This is a genomic window from Leptotrichia trevisanii DSM 22070 (genome assembly GCF_000482505.1).
GTDB lineage: Bacteria > Fusobacteriota > Fusobacteriia > Fusobacteriales > Leptotrichiaceae > Leptotrichia > Leptotrichia trevisanii.
Genome location: NZ_KI519446.1, coordinates 46,893 through 62,776 on the forward strand (window position 1 = coordinate 46,893; position 15,884 = coordinate 62,776).

General features: G+C 31.7%; 14 protein-coding genes. 11 read left to right on the forward strand and 3 right to left on the reverse strand.

What is annotated here, in order from left to right:
• Nucleotides 1–20 precede the first annotated feature (20 nt).
• A complete protein-coding gene (locus K324_RS0112650; RefSeq protein WP_026749458.1) occupies nt 21–599 on the forward strand; it encodes a helix-turn-helix domain-containing protein in 579 nt (192 codons plus the stop codon).
• A 182-nt stretch (nt 600–781) separates the two neighbouring features.
• On the opposite strand, the gene lgt is transcribed toward K324_RS0112650, so the two are convergent.
• From lgt to kdsA, 3 genes are all read right to left on the reverse strand, one after another.
• Nucleotides 782–1,708 carry a prolipoprotein diacylglyceryl transferase gene (lgt, locus tag K324_RS0112655; RefSeq protein WP_026749459.1) on the reverse strand — a complete coding sequence of 309 codons (927 nt, stop codon included), beginning with the start codon at nt 1,706–1,708 and terminating at the stop codon, nt 782–784.
• Nucleotides 1,709–1,831: 123 nt separating this feature from the next.
• Nucleotides 1,832–2,917, reverse strand: a complete 1,086-nt coding sequence (locus K324_RS0112660) for a pyridoxal-phosphate-dependent aminotransferase family protein (RefSeq protein WP_026749460.1) — start codon at nt 2,915–2,917, stop codon at nt 1,832–1,834.
• Between the two features lie 31 nt (nt 2,918–2,948).
• On the reverse strand, nt 2,949–3,785 hold the full coding sequence (gene kdsA / locus K324_RS0112665) for a 3-deoxy-8-phosphooctulonate synthase (protein WP_026749461.1): 837 nt from the start codon (nt 3,783–3,785) through the stop codon (nt 2,949–2,951).
• A 197-nt stretch (nt 3,786–3,982) separates the two neighbouring features.
• Here kdsA and hemL point away from each other — a divergent pair, with 197 nt between their 5' ends.
• From hemL to ilvA, 10 genes are all read left to right on the forward strand, one after another.
• The gene (gene hemL / locus K324_RS0112670) at nt 3,983–5,284 is read left to right on the forward strand and encodes a glutamate-1-semialdehyde 2,1-aminomutase (RefSeq protein ID WP_026749462.1); all 1,302 of its coding nucleotides are present in this window, start codon (nt 3,983–3,985) and stop codon (nt 5,282–5,284) included.
• Nucleotides 5,285–5,308: 24 nt separating this feature from the next.
• The gene (locus K324_RS0112675) at nt 5,309–6,514 is read left to right on the forward strand and encodes a nicotinate-nucleotide--dimethylbenzimidazole phosphoribosyltransferase (protein ID WP_026749463.1); all 1,206 of its coding nucleotides are present in this window, start codon (nt 5,309–5,311) and stop codon (nt 6,512–6,514) included.
• A gap of 57 nt (nt 6,515–6,571) precedes the next feature.
• A complete protein-coding gene (locus K324_RS0112680; RefSeq protein ID WP_026749464.1) occupies nt 6,572–7,351 on the forward strand; it encodes a tetratricopeptide repeat protein in 780 nt (259 codons plus the stop codon).
• 109 nt (nt 7,352–7,460) lie between these two features.
• Nucleotides 7,461–8,201 (forward strand): tetratricopeptide repeat protein, encoded by a 741-nt coding sequence (locus K324_RS0112685; RefSeq protein ID WP_026749465.1) that lies wholly within the window; start codon nt 7,461–7,463, stop codon nt 8,199–8,201.
• A 630-nt stretch (nt 8,202–8,831) separates the two neighbouring features.
• The gene (locus K324_RS0112690) at nt 8,832–10,142 is read left to right on the forward strand and encodes an autotransporter outer membrane beta-barrel domain-containing protein (protein WP_026749466.1); all 1,311 of its coding nucleotides are present in this window, start codon (nt 8,832–8,834) and stop codon (nt 10,140–10,142) included.
• A gap of 244 nt (nt 10,143–10,386) precedes the next feature.
• On the forward strand, nt 10,387–10,548 hold the full coding sequence (locus K324_RS0112695) for a hypothetical protein (protein ID WP_026749467.1): 162 nt from the start codon (nt 10,387–10,389) through the stop codon (nt 10,546–10,548).
• A gap of 389 nt (nt 10,549–10,937) precedes the next feature.
• Entirely contained in the window at nt 10,938–12,617 is a 1,680-nt protein-coding gene (gene ilvD, locus K324_RS0112700) for a dihydroxy-acid dehydratase (RefSeq protein WP_172619066.1), read from the forward strand.
• Nucleotides 12,618–12,619: 2 nt separating this feature from the next.
• Nucleotides 12,620–13,588 carry a hypothetical protein gene (locus K324_RS0112705; RefSeq protein WP_026749469.1) on the forward strand — a complete coding sequence of 323 codons (969 nt, stop codon included), beginning with the start codon at nt 12,620–12,622 and terminating at the stop codon, nt 13,586–13,588.
• 156 nt (nt 13,589–13,744) lie between these two features.
• Complete coding sequence (locus tag K324_RS0112710) at nt 13,745–14,644, forward strand: alpha/beta hydrolase (protein WP_026749470.1); 900 nt, start codon at nt 13,745–13,747, stop codon at nt 14,642–14,644.
• Entirely contained in the window at nt 14,637–15,854 is a 1,218-nt protein-coding gene (ilvA, locus tag K324_RS0112715) for a threonine ammonia-lyase (RefSeq protein WP_026749471.1), read from the forward strand. Before K324_RS0112710 ends, ilvA begins: the two co-directional genes overlap by 8 nt.
• Nucleotides 15,855–15,884: the final 30 nt, after the last annotated feature.

Sequence of the window (15,884 nt, forward strand, 5' to 3'; positions counted from 1 at the left end):
TTTTAAGAAAGGGTAATTTAATGGGAAGAAAATCGAAAATATCTAATGAACTAAAAATTGAGCTCGTAAAACGGGTATTATCAGGAGAAGCAAGCATTAAAAGTTTGGCAAAGGAATATGACATTGCAAAATCTTCGTTAATGACTTGGAAAAAGAAATATGTTGAAATTGGTGAAGAAAGTATAATGGTTGGTGATAAAAATAGACGTTATAGCCGTGAAATCAAGGAAAAAGCCATTAAAAGCTATTTAAGTAACGAAGGCTCACTATTTGACATTTGTAAAAAATACGATATTGCTTCTGTAAGTGTACTAAATTACTGGATTAGAGATTATAGAAGAAGTATGGATGCAAATGGAAATTATACAGTAGTAAAAAAACATATAAGAAAATCTATTGATGCAAAAGTTGAAGCTGTAGTTTTTTGTCAGAAAAACAATTATGATTACAATTTAACAATCAAAAAATTTGGCGTTTCATATCAGCAAATTTATTCATGGGTAAAAAAATATGAAAAAGGCGGAGTTGACGCATTAGTTGATAACCGTGGTAAAAGGCATGTTGAAAATAAAGATGAAAAAGCTAAAAAAGAGAAGTAATAAAAAACTGTCACGTTCTAATAATGAATTTGACAGTTTTTTTGTATGTAAATTTTTAAATTATAGTGGTTATATTTTATACTATTTCCTATTTAAATAGCGAATATTTAATAAATTTTGAATTTCATACTATTTTAACTAGAAATTTTAATTTCTAGTTTCTAATGGGGTTTAGTATCAGGTTATTCAGCTGAATCATTGCTTTTATTTTTTTCTTCTTTTTTAACTTCAACAGGCACAAATTTTCTATTTGGACTGCTAAAGTATTTTATTCCGATAATAGCGATAATAATCATAGCTATACTTATCAAATATGGAAGTCTTATTCCGAAAATTAATAAATCTTCCGCCCTGAATGTACTTACAAACATTCTGATAATTGCGTACATAATTAAATAAATCATTGATAAAACACCAGGATTATACTCTTTTTTTCTAAAGTAGAACCAAAGAATTATAAATCCAATCAAATTTAAAAATGCTTCATAAAGCATAGCCGGATGTAGTGGTAAATTTGGAAATTCTGAACCAGCAGGTGTATCTAACGGAAAACTTATTCCCCAAGGTACGAGTTGTTTAAACTGGGCTTTTGCAGCAATACTCATTGCCTGATATTCTGCCCACCATTTAGTGAATGTTCCTGAAAAAATTACACTAAGCGGCGTAAATGTTGGCACACCGTGTACTTCTCCATTTGCCAGATTTCCAAATCTTCCTAAGAATTGCCCAAATAGTAAAGGCCCGACAGCCATATCTGTAAGTACCCATAAACTCCGTTTATTTTTTCTGGCATACAGATATGATCCTATAAATGCACCAATAATTCCACCATGAATCGCAAGTCCACCTTCCCAGATATAAAAAATCGACAAAGGGTTTCCTATATAATCTGAAAATTTGAAAATAACATAATAAAGTCTTGCTCCAATTAATCCAGCCAGAATTGTTGTAAATGCAAAATCTTCAATAATTTTTCTATCATCAACCCCTCTTTTTTCGGCAACATCGTCGGCAAGTGCGATAAACATTCCAAAAAGAAAGGCTAAAATATACATTAAACTATAAATTCTAAGTTCAAAACCTCCAATTTTAAATAAATATGGTTTCATTTACGCTCCTTTTCAATATTTTGCAATAGGAACTGTTAAGTTAAACTAGTTTAATTTTTGAAAATTTAAATAATAAAAATACTTTAAAACAGCTCCTATATGTCTTCTATTTTTTTGTAAAATTTATAATTGTTTTTTTACTTCTTCTTCAAAAATTACAAAGAAGTCATCAATCTGTTCTTTGGAAATTTGCCCTAAAATCCCAATTCTCATAAGACTTTCGGCATATTTTCCTTTTCCGCCTGTAACAGTGTATCCCTTTTCCTCAAGTGCAGCAATAACTGATTTTATTACAATTCCTTCCCTGTATACTGAAATTAATGTATTTGTTCTATTTTCTTCATTTTTTACTAAAAGTTCAAATCCTAATTTTTGTGCTTTTTCTTCAACATATTTTCTTAAATCGTGTTTTTGCTTAATTGTACTTTCAATTCCGTTTTTTACCAAGTCTTTTAGTGATTGGTTCAATGCCAGAATTAAAGCGATTGCTGGAGTGTATGGTGTTTCTCCGCTGGCTTCAAAGTATTTTTTGTATTGTTTCAAGTCAAAATAATATTTTGGCAAGTCAGATGTTTCCATGGCTTTTTTTGCTTTGTCGCTTATAGCAACAAACGCAAGTCCCGGTGGTATCAAAAATGCCTTTTGGCTTCCAGCGATTGCCACATCAATATGCCAACCGTCAAAATCAAACTCATTTACCACAAGTCCACTAATTGTATCCACAACTAATAGAATGTCTGTATTTTTTGTTAAATCCCCAAGTGCCTTTATATTGTTTAAAATACCAACTGAAGTTTCACTATGAGTTGCTAAAATTCCTTTCAAATCAGGATTTTCAGAAATCACTTTCTTTACATCGTCCAAGTTATAGCTTTCTCCAAATTCATATTGTAAATTAATTACATTTAACCCATAAATTTCAGCAATTTTTCTAAATCTGTCCCCAAAATATCCAGTATTTATCGCTAAAACCTTATCTCCTTTTGAGAAGAAGTTTACAATGGCAGTTTCCATTGAGCCTGTTCCAGATGAAGTAAGAATAGCCACATCATTTGCTGTTTTGAAGACTTTTTTCAAGTTTTCGTTGTTTTCTTTCATAATTCTTCTAAATTCAGGTGTTCTATGATGAATAATGTCATTTCCTAAAATTTCTAAATATTCTTCCGGTATATTAGTTGGCCCCGGTGTTAATAATAATTTTGAACTCATAATTATAAATCCTCCTAAAAAATATATATTTTTATAATTCTTTTGTTAATCTATCATATTGTATTAATTTTGTTAAAATATCTTCAACATTGTCCAGTTTTAACATATTTGGCCCATCGGACAAGCCTTTGTCAGGTTCAGGGTGTACTTCTGCAAAAACTCCGTCCACTCCAACAGACACAGCTGCTCTAGCAAGTGGATAAACATAAGCACGGTTCCCTCCTGAAGTTTCCCCTTGTCCTCCTGGAATTTGTACCGAATGTGTCGCATCAAACACAACAGGATAGCCGAATTTTCTCATTTCCAGAAGACCACGCATATCAACAACAAGATTATTGTATCCAAATGAAGCTCCACGCTCACAAAGCATTATATTCTCATTTCCAACTTCCTCAAATTTCTTCACAACATTTTTCATATCCCAAGGTGCTAAAAACTGCCCTTTTTTGATATTAACAGCTTTTCCAGTTTCTGCTGCTGCGATAAGCAAATCAGTCTGTCGTGATAAAAATGCAGGTATTTGAAGCAAATCGATTACTTTGGCAGCTTCCTTACATTGCCAAGGTTCATGAATATCTGTTGCAAGAGCCACACCATATTTTTGCTTAACCCGTGCCAAAATCTCAAGTCCTTTTTCAAGGCCCGGTCCTCTGAATGAGGAAATAGAAGAACGGTTAGCCTTGTCAAACGAAGCCTTAAAAACATACTGAATCCCCAGCTTATCAGTAATATCTTTCATTTTTCCAGCCACTTCCATAACCAAGTCTTCCGACTCAATCACGCAAGGTCCGGCAATCAAAAAAATCTTATCATTACCAATAGTAATATCATCAGTAATCTTGACTTTTTTCACCTTATCTATCAACATAATATCAATCCTTTCCTAAAAATTTCCTATATTTTATTTTATCATAATATTGTTTTTTTTGCTAATTTTTTTCTGAAAAAGATAGAATAAAAAAATTTACTTTAAATTATTAAATTTAATCAATATTTGCAAAATAAAGTAAATGTGATAAAATGGAGAAAAATATAAAATATTAATTAGAAAAGAGGGAAATTTTGATGAATACAGATAATTCGAGAAAGATTTATGAAAAGGCAAAGAAATCGATACCGGGTGGTGTTAATAGTCCTGTGAGGGCGTTTCAGTCTGTTGATAAGGAGTATCCGATTTTTATTCAGAGCGGGAATGGAAGTAAACTTTATGATGAAGATGGGAATGAGTATGTGGATATGATTGGTTCATGGGGGCCGATGATTTTGGGGCATAATTATCCGAAGGTTATGGAGGTTGTGAGAAGGGAGCTTGAGAATGGGACTTCGTTTGGGTTGCCTACAAAAAAGGAAGTGGAACTTGCGGAGCTTGTGAAGAGCTGTTTTCCGTCGATTGAGAAATTAAGACTCACTACTTCGGGGACAGAGGCGGCGATGGCCAGTGTGAGAGTTGCCCGTGCGTTTACTGGGAAAAATAAGATTGTAAAATTTGAGGGATGTTATCACGGACATTCGGATTCACTTTTGGTTAAAGCTGGATCAGGGCTTTTGACGTTTGCACACCAGGATAGTAATGGGATTACTGAGGGAGTTGTGAAAGATACGATAACGTTGCCATTTGGGGACTTTGAGAAATTGAAGGAAATTTTGGAAAATGATAAGGATATTGCGTGTGTAATTATTGAGCCAATTCCAGCAAATATGGGACTTATTGAAACAGAGAAGGAATACTTGGAAAAGGTACGTGAAATTACAGAAAAGGAAAATGTTGTGCTAATTTTTGATGAGGTAATTTCAGGATTCAGAATTTCGATAGGTGGGGCTCAAAAAGTATTTGGAATTACGCCAGATTTGACAGTGCTTGGGAAAATTATTGGTGGTGGTTATCCAGTTGGTGGATTTGGTGGAAAAAAGGAAATTATGAATTTAATTTCACCAGTTGGTAATGTTTATCACGCTGGAACGCTTTCTGGGAATCCAATTTCAGTTGCTGCTGGGATAGAAACTATTTCGATTTTGAAAGAAAATCCAGAAATTTATGAAAATGTAAATAAAAAAACGGAGAATTTGGTAAATAAAATTAATGAATTAATAAAAAAATATGATGTTCCAGCAAGTGTGAATCACTTTGGAAGCCTTTTCACAATATTTTTTGCAAAGGAAAAAGTAAAAACTCTCGAAGATGCAATGAATACAAATGATGAATTTTACAGCATATATTTTGATACAATGCTTGAAAATGGTATGATTGTGCCACCTTCAAAATATGAGGCACATTTCATTTCTTACGTTCATAATGATGAGGATGTGGAAAAGTTATTGAAAGGTGTGGAAAAAACTTTTCAAAAGATTGCTGAAAAATTAAGATGAAATCATAAATAGAGGAATATATAAATGGAAAAGAGAAAGAGTGGAAAAACAAGGAAAATTTTATTTGATACAATAAAAAAAATAACAGCTTTAGACAAAAACAGAATGAAAAAAAAGGAAGATGAACTGAATTCATTGCTAAAAACTCCAAAAGGGCTGGGAAAACTGGAAGAGTTGGCAATAAGGCTTGAGGGAATGAGCGAAAATTATAAGCCCCGCAAAAAAATGGTGCTTGTAATGGCGGCTGATAATGGCGTAGAACGGGAAAAAGTGAGCAAATCCAAAAGAGTAATAACTCAATATGTCGTGGAGGCAATGTTAAATGGCAAATCATCAATTAATGCTCTTGCAATGGTATATAATGCTGATGTAAAAGTGGTAGATTTGGGAATTGATGAGAGTTCGGATGCTAAAAATGAGATAAATTTATCTGGAATTATTGACAGGAAAATTATGAAAACTGGTACTAATAATATTGTCAAAGGAGCCGCAATGGATTATGAAAAGGCTGTGAAGGCGATAGAAACTGGAATTGAGATGGTTGATGAATTTGTGAAGGATGGGTATAATTTATTTGCAACTGGAGAGATGGGGATTGGAAATACTACGACTAGCAGTGCTATTTTGAAGGTTTTGACAGATTTGTCGTTAGATGAGATTGTCGGCTATGGAAGCGGGATTGATGATAAAACTTTGGAGCATAAGAAGAATGTTGTCAAAAAGGCAGTTGAAGTGAATGGATTGTCAAAATTTTTTGAAGAAAATATAAATGGAATGATGAAAAAAGAAAATACTGAAAAAAACAAAAAAAATATCAACTTTGATAAAAAAGGAAATATGGCGAATATAGAAATTAACGAAATTAATGTATTTGAAAAAAATAAAATAATAGATATACTGGCAAAAGTTGGAGGACTGGATATTGCTGGAATGGCGGGAACTTATCTGGGATGTGCCAAAAATTGTATACCTGTTGTGATAGATGGCTTTATTTCTGCAATTTCTGCTCTTGTTGCTTATAAAATCTGTCCAGATTGCAGAGATTTTATGATTGCTTCTCATTTAAGTGAAGAGCCTGGAATGAAGTATATTATGAAGGAACTGGATTTAGAGCCGATGCTTTTTATGAATATGAAACTTGGGGAGGGAACAGGGGCGGTTATGATGTTTCCTGTAATAGAAGGGGCTTGCAATATTACAGAAAATGTGAGAAAATATCCCTATGTGTAACTATCTTAGTTTTAACTAAAAAAAATAAAAAAATAATGAAAAGAGGCAGGTGTAGTAATGAAAAAATTATTAGTTTTTGTAATAATTCTAGCTAATTTAGTTTTTGGAGTGCAGGGATTTTCACGAATGGATTCTAAGGAATTTGAAAAAATAATGGAGAAAGTGTCGAAAGAATATGATAGAGGTAATAATCAGAAGGCATTGTCAATGTTAAAAGAAAATATACGAAAAAATCCGTCTGATATTACACTAAAAGTCATGTTGGGAATATTGTATGATGATATGGGCAGAAAGAATGAGAGTGAAAAAGAGTTAAATGAAGCGATAGAGATGCAGAAGAAATATCCTTTTATAGCAGATGATGGGGGAAAATACGATATAAGGCTGATGATTGGAACAATTTATATGTTTGCAGAAAAATATGAAAAAGCATTAAAATGGATAAAGGAAGTTGATGATAAAAATTTTGAAAAATTAAATGTTGTAGATTATTTGACGGGACGGCTAAATTATGAATTAGGAAATGTGGAAGAAGCAAAAAAAATTTTGTTAAAATCATATGTTAAAGATGAAGATGGTTCATCAGAACAAATATTAGGACAAATTTATTATGATGAAGGAAATCAGAAGGAAGCGATGAAATGGTTTTTGGCAGCTGATAAAAAAAATAATTTTAATGCACAGGCAAGTTTAGGATTTGTTTATTTTGAGTTAGGTGACAAGGTAAAAGCGTTACAATGGCTGAGAAAAGCGTTAGGAGAAGCAAAAAAAGCAAAAGAGGAAGAGCAAGTTAAGGAAATACAGAATATTATTAAAGAAGTCGAAAGCAGTAACTAATTTTACGACTTTTTATAAAAAAAATAAAATAATTTAGAAATTTTGTAAAATAATAAAAAAAGATTTTAGATTAAAAGTGTTGAATAGAAAAATAGAAAGAAGGGATATTATGAAAAAATATTTGACTTTATTGTTAGTAATTGCAAATTTAGGATTAGGGGTTCAAGGTTTTTCGGCGATGACAAAAGAGGAAAAAACAAAGTTGGAAAAGCAGATAGATGATGCTTATGAAAAGGAGGATGAAAAAAAATTAATATCTTTAATTACAAAATATGTGAATGAATTTCCAAATAATGCTGATTACTTGAATAAATTGGGAGTTTTATATAGTAATAAAGATAACTATGCAGAAGCTGAAAAGCTATATTTAAGAGCCATAGATAATGGAAATTATCTTGCAATTTCAAATTTGGCGTATAATTATTTTGAAAAGGAAGAATATGACAAAGCGATAAAATATTACAAGGAATATCAGAAGATAGCAAATAGAAATGAAGATTATTTTTGGATTGCAGCTTCGTATGAAGGGTTAGGAGATTATAAAAGTGCGAAAGAATGGTTTTTGAAAGTAACAAAATTTGAAAAAGATGGTTCTTCGGAAAATAGATTAGGGTCAATTTTTGATAACGAAGGGAATCAGAAGGAAGCGATGAAGTGGTATTTGGTCTCTATTCAAAAAGGTAATTTGTGGGCATATGATAATTTGGCAGTTTTATACATTCAACTGAAAGATTATGAGAATGCCGAAAAATTAGTGAAAAGAGGACTGGAGTTAGCTAAAAAGGAAAATAATGCAGATGCAAAAAAAGATTTAGAGGAAACACTTGAGATAATTAGGAAAGAAAAATAGGATTTATTTGATTTTATCAAATTAATTGAAATTTTATTTCTATTTTTTAATAGGTTTAGTAATAAAAAATAATAGTTTTATTATAATCGTTAAATAAAAATTAACGAAAATATTTTAGAAAAAATTTTTATTCAAAAAAAAATAACAAAAAGAAAATAAAATTTAACAAAAAAGAAGATTTAAAATCTAACTAGTATGTACAAATTCAAACTTGTATGAATTTTATGAATTGAACTTACAAGGTGAAAACTCATTGTATAACTTTATTTAATAATTAAATAATTAAAAAAACTTAGGTATTTTTAAAATATTTTTAAAAACTTTTTTGTATTAAATAAAGGTCTATAAAAATTGACTATAACACCTGTTTTTTAATTATGTTTAAATAAAATAAAAATGGATTGTTTGATGGAAAATATTGGATTGATTGAGTTTATATGTTAAAAAATAAATTAATTTAAATTTTATGTTTAACAAATTTAAATGATAAGATTCAAAGAGAATTTATCAAAGATGAGAAATTTGTGCAAACTTGACAAAAAAAATTAGGCATGATACTATATAAAAAACAAAAATGCTTATCAAAAAATTGTTATTAACAAAAAAACAAAATATGGAGGTAATTTTAAAATGAAAAAAATATTACTGTTAATAGGAGCATTAGCAATTAGTGCAAATACATTCTGTGCCGCTTCAATTGTCGGTGGAGGACTTAACATACATGCAGGAGGTAATATATCAGGTGCAACAAATTATAATTTAGGTACCGGAACAAATACAGTTACAGTTACTGGTTCGAGTACAATATCTGCTGGAAATACATTTACTGTGCCAGCAGGGGGAACTTTAAATCTAGTAACAGATTCAGGAACAGTACAAACTTATACAGGGCCAACAATTGTAAAATTAAATTCGGCATTAAATGGAGGTGTAACAGCAGCGACAGTAAATTCAATAGTTACTTCGTCAACACCAACGCCAGCAACACCGAGTACACCGGCGACACCATCTACTCCTGCAACGCCAGCAACGCCTACACCAACACCAAGCACACCAACAGGATCTGTACCTACAGTTCAAGGTGCCAGATCAAGAGTAAACTATGACTTGGCAAAAACTGTAACAGCAAACAGTTTTAAAGATTTGGAACAGGCAAAAAAAGAAAATGGAGCTAACCTTAATGTTCAATATCTTGGTGGAATAGGTTCTTATGATCAGGATTCAAGATACAGCTCTAAAGCTAACGGAGTAGTTTTATCAGGAACTAAGAACATTGGTAACCTTACATTAGGAGCAGGATTTGGATATGAAAAATCTAATGTAAAATATAAAAAATCATTTGACGGTGTGAAGGAAAAAATAGATTCATACCAAGTGTCATTAAGTGGGAAATATGATTTCACAGATAACTTAGATGTGGCTTCAGTATTGACTTATGGAAGTAACAAACATAAGTATGACAATTATAACAATGTAAAATTTGATTCAGATGTAATTGATTTCCAAACTAGATTAGGATATAAATTTAGAGACGATTCAGATGAAAACACTTATGTAAAACCTTATGTTGGATTAGGAATGACAAGTGTTAAGGAAGATTCATTCACTGTTGGAAACACAAACTTTGGAAAAGCTAAAAGAAGTGGTGGAAATGCTACGGCAGGAGTTTACGGACAAACAAGAGTTGGAGCTGTAGACTTATATGGAAATGTTGAATATGAACAAAGATTTAATAAAAAATCATACAATGCTGAAAGAAGTATTTCTACGAATGGTGTAGAAGTTGCTAAATTAGCTGAATTGGATTACGATCAAGGTGTATTTAATTTAGGACTTGGAGCAAAATATAATGTTTCAAATAACTTTAACCTGTCAGCAGGATATGAACTATATGATACAAAAAATAGCATATTCAAAGTAGGGTTGGGATTAGAATTCTAATAACTTAAAATACAAAAATTGTTTTTTTTCCTAACGTTTATATATATCAATAAAAAAACACTCGAGGTAATAGATATCTTGGGTGTTTTTCTTTAATTTCTCATTTTTTAAAGCAGCTGATTTTTAAGGATTAATAAGATATATAAGTCATATATATAATATATATTTTACAAAATGATTGATTTTTGCTATAATAATTTCATACAAATAAGTGAAGCAAAAAATTGAAAAACTGGAGGAAGTTATGTCATTATTAATTTTAGTCTTATCATTATTACTGATTATTCAAATTTTAGAAATTATAGTCGTGCAAAATAAAAAATACACTGCCTTAAAAGTTTCTGAAAATGATTTTATTGTATCGGTAAATGATAAAGATAAAATGACTAATTTCATTGGGAAATAGTTAATAAAATCATACACAGCATTAATAATAAAAAAACTTTGAGGCGATTTATATTTAAAATCGTCTTTTATTTTTTTAGAGAATGTTTTTTAACCAAATTGAATAAATATTGTTTTTTAAAATTTTACTACACATATATAAAAAGGTAAAAAATTTATAAAAAATATGATAAAATATAGACAAAGCCGTTTAAAATTGAGTATGTAAATTTGAATTTCAGTTTGGGTTTAAAGAAATTTCAGTATTTAATCAAATTGCTTTAAAATAATTGGGTAAAGTGATTTTAAGGCCAGTTTGAATATATATTTATACAGCAAATGTGCAGGAAATCCTAGAAATTTGAGGTTGACTGTATTATAGGAAACAAAAAAATTAGGAGAGTGAAATCAATGACAATGAAAGGAAAAGGAAGAAGTAACAATTTAACAGAAGGGGCGGCAAGAGCACCGCATAGATCATTATTAAAAGGACTGGGGTTTACAAGTGATGAAATGGAAAAACCGATAATTGGGATTGCAAACTCGTTTAATGAAATTATACCGGGGCATGTTCATTTGAAAAACTTGGTTCAGTCGGTGAAAGATGGGATTAGAAATGCTGGTGGAGTTCCAATGGAATTTAATACAATCGGTATTTGTGACGGACTTGCAATGAATCACATCGGAATGAAATATTCATTGGTTACAAGAAATATAATTGCGGATTCGATTGAGGCCGTTGCGATGGCGACACCGTTTGATGCGATTGTATTTATGCCAAGCTGTGATAAGGTAGTGCCAGGGATGTTGATTGCAGCAGCAAGACTTAATATTCCTGCAATATTTGTAAGTGGAGGGGCGATGCTTGCAGGAGTTTACAAAGGTAAAAAAATAGGGCTTAGTAACGTGTTTGAAGCAGTTGGGGAATATAATACTGGAAAAATTACTAAAAAAGAGTTAAATTCGGTAGAAGAAATGGCTTGTCCAACTTGTGGATCATGTTCTGGAATGTATACGGCAAATACGATGAATTGCTTGACAGAGGCACTTGGGATGGGACTTCCTGGGAATGGGACAGTTCCAGCGGTATTTTCAGAAAGAGCAAGACTGGCTAAAAAAGCGGGAATGCAAATTATGGAAGTCTTAAAAGCTGACTTAAGGCCACTTGACATTATGACAAAAGAAGCATTTGAAAATGCTGTAGCTGTAGATATGGCACTAGGAGGCTCTTCAAATACAGCGTTGCATTTGCCGGCGATTGCACATGAGGCAGGGGTAAACTTGACTTTGGACGATTTTAATGAAATTGCACAGAAGACACCGCAAATTTGTAAATTGTCGCCTTCAGGGGAGCATTTTATCGAAGATTTGTATAGAGCTGGCGGAGTTACCGGAGTTATGAAAAGAATGTTTGAAAATGGAAGATTGCACGGGGATGTGAAGACAGTAGCACTTCAAACTCAAGGAGAATTGACAAAAGAAGCATATATTAACGATGATACAGTAATCAAGCCTTGGGATAAGCCAGCATATAAAACTGGTGGAATAGCAGTATTGAAAGGAAACTTGGCACCAGATGGCTGTGTTGTAAAAGAAGGGGCAGTAGATCCAGAAATGTTGCAGCATACAGGGCCAGCGAAAGTATTTAACAGTGAAGAAGAAGCTGTCGAAGCGATTGTCGGTGGAAAAATCGTGGCTGGAGATGTTGTAATTATTAGATATGAAGGGCCAAAAGGTGGGCCTGGAATGAGGGAAATGCTGTCGCCTACAGCGATGATTGCTGGAATGGGACTTGATAAGGATGTTGCGTTGATTACTGACGGAAGATTTTCTGGAGCGACAAGAGGTGCTTCAATCGGACACGTTTCGCCAGAGGCTGCTTCAGGTGGGAATATTGCAATAGTTCAAGATGGAGATATTATTGAAATTGATATTCCAAATAGATCAATTAATATTAAAATTTCGGATGAGGAAATTGAAGCAAGAAAAGTTAAATTAGAGCCATTCAAAATTGAAGTAAAAGGATATTTGAAAAAATACGCGATGCATGTGTCTTCTGCGGATAGAGGGGCTATTGAAATATTGGATTAATTATGAATATAAGAAAAATTAAGGATGATGTATTTGAAAAAATAGGAATAAATAAATATGAATTTTTTGTATCAGCAATGGATTATATTAATGATTTTCCAGATATTATAAATGAATTTTATACTGATGCTACTGAAACAAGTTCAGGAGAGTATTTAGGTTTTTTGATAAATGGGGGATGGGATAATGAGGATGAAACAGCAGTATATATATCTGAATATGACTATTTGAATAATGTTGAAATAAGAGTTTATTTTTCTTATGAAGAAATATTGCAATATTTTTTAATGTATTATTTTAAAAATATTCATTGTTATCCTGATATGATAGCTTTTATTGAACAGGAATTTGTTAATTATACTAATTACATTGGGGAATCTAAAAAATATAAAATCGATTTAGATGTTAAGAGTATTTTTGTGAGAGACAAACTTCGGGATTTTCTTTTAAAATATAACTATGAAAGTAATAAATATAACTTAGGAATTATTAATTTTAAAAGAGAAGCGATAAATTATTGGGATAAAGATATATTAAAATTATTTTTTTCTTATTTAATGGGTGAAAATATACTAAAAAATTTTTTAAATGGAAAAAATGAATTTTTTGAAAAAGAAAGAGAAAAATTTCGATATTTTGATGAAAGAGAATTATATTTTAATATAATGTCAAAAGGAGATAAAAATATTATATTTTATTACTATACAGGATATAAAAATGGAAAAATTTATGAATGGTTTGATAGAAAAAAATATAATAATATGATGAGTGATTTTATATTGGAAAAAGAAATTAAAACTTTAATTCCAGAAAGATTTAAAGGGAAGAGAGAAAAAGAAAATGTAGAAATAATTTCTAAAGAAAATTTTCTAAAAGAACTACAAGTTATTGTAACTGCTTATGAAAATATTTATAATGACAGCGGGATTCAAGAAATGTTTGAAAAATATAAAAAAAAAATTATCTTTTAAATAAAATGTCAATTGTTATATGGCTGATTATCAGATAAAATTTTTAAAACTGACATATTATAGAAACTTTAATATAAAAAAATTGATATACTCAAATAAACTTAAAAGGGTAAAACTTTAAGAAAATTTGAGTATATAATAAAGGAGAAAATTGAAATGGGAAATGATGGTGAAAGTAAAGTTTTAAATATTGAGCTGACACAGGAAAAGATAAAAACAATAGTGAATGTTACTTATTCACAGCCAATCAGCTATTTTAGAAAAAATATAAAATTGGAAATGGATATTTTAAAACCATATAAGGCGGAGAAATATCCTGCTGTGCTATTTGTAACAGGTGGCTCATTTGCACATAGCTACAAGGAAAACTATTTGCAGCAAAGGATAGAAATTGCAAAGGCGGGTTATGTGGTTGCGAGTATAGAATATAGAACTATTCCTGATGGAGTGTTTCCACAAAGCGTGGAAGATGTAAAGACGGCAATCAGATTTTTGAAGGCTAATGCTGATGAATATGGAATAGATAAGGAAAGAATAGCCATAATGGGTGATTCTGCTGGAGGCTATCTGGTGGCAATGGCTGGAGCGACAAATGGAACGAGGGATTTTGACAAAGGAGAAAATTTATCTGAAAATAGCGATGTAAAAGCAGTTATTGATATTTATGGCGTAACAGACTTTGGAGAAGAAGGAGATTTTGAAATTCCTGATGATATTGAGGAAGGCTATAGAGCAATATTCCTATCAGTAAAATTTTGGCTAAACGATGTAAGAAACGACATAAAAGTAACAAACCCTATATCATATATTTCCTCTAAAACTCCGCCATTCCTGTTAATGCACGGAGATGCAGACACTTTAGTCCCTCCAGTTCAAACTGAAAAACTTCATAAGGCATTAATTGAAAAAGGGATAGAGTCAACAAGGTATGTGGTAAAGGGAGCAGGGCATTCCGATGAATATTGGTTTCAGCCTGAAATTATAAAAATAATAATAGAGTTTTTAAATGAAAAATTGAAAAATAAAAATTTTGAAGAAGGTGGAGAAATTGCATAAACTTTATGATTTTATGGAAGCAAGAGAGAGATTAAACACTGTGATTACTAAAACTAAATTGATTCACAGTTCAGTATTTTCGAAAGAAACTGGAAATGATGTCTATATTAAGCCTGAAAATTTGCAAAGAACAGGTTCGTTTAAACTTAGAGGGGCATATAACAAGATTGCAAAATTGACGGAGGAAGAAAAGAGAAAAGGGGTTATTGCTTCATCAGCGGGGAATCATGCTCAAGGTGTAGCTCTTGCGGCTCAAAAACTGGGTATTAAGGCGGTTATTGTGATGCCTAAATATACTCCGCTTATAAAGGTTGAGGCGACTCGTCAGTATGGGGCTGAGGTTATTTTGGCTGGGGAAGAATATGATGATGCCTATAATTATGCGAGAGAATTGCAGGAAAAGGAAGGGTATGTGTTTATTCATCCGTTTAATGATGACGATGTTGTGGAAGGACAGGGAACGATTGCGCTTGAAGTGTTAGAAGAATTACCTGATGCTGATATAATTCTTGTACCACTTGGAGGTGGAGGACTAATTTCGGGAATTGCACTTGCGGCAAAACTGAAAAACCCTGTGATAAAAATAATTGGTGTGGAGCCAGAAGGGGCGGCTTCGGCAATTGCGGCTCTAAAAAATGGGAAAGTTGTGGAACTGCCTGAAACAAATACTATTGCTGATGGAACGGCAGTTAGGAAAATTGGGGAACTGAATTTTGATTATATAAAAAATTATGTGGACGATATAATTACAATTTCAGATTATGAACTTATGGAATCATTTCTTCTGTTAGTTGAAAAACATAAGATTGTTGCAGAAAATGCAGGAGTCCTTTCGGTTGCAGCACTTAGAAAGATTAATGAAAAAGGGAAGAAGATTGTGTCAATTTTAAGTGGAGGAAATATTGATGTGCTGACTATTTCTTCTATGATAAATAAAGGACTTGTTGTAAGAGGGAGAATATTTAGATTTTCAGTTGACTTGCCTGATAAACCGGGGCAACTGGTTGCTGTGTCACAAATTCTTTCTGAACAGAATGCAAATGTTATAAGGCTTGAACATAATCAGTTTAAAAATCTTAACAGATTTCACGATGTGGAACTTCAGGTGACGGTGGAAACAAATGGTGAGGAGCATATTCAGAAAATAATAGAGGAATTTAATAAAAAAGGATATGTAGTTAAAAGATTAAATTCTCAGGAAATAGAATAGAACAGTTTGACGATTACATGAATTTAGGAA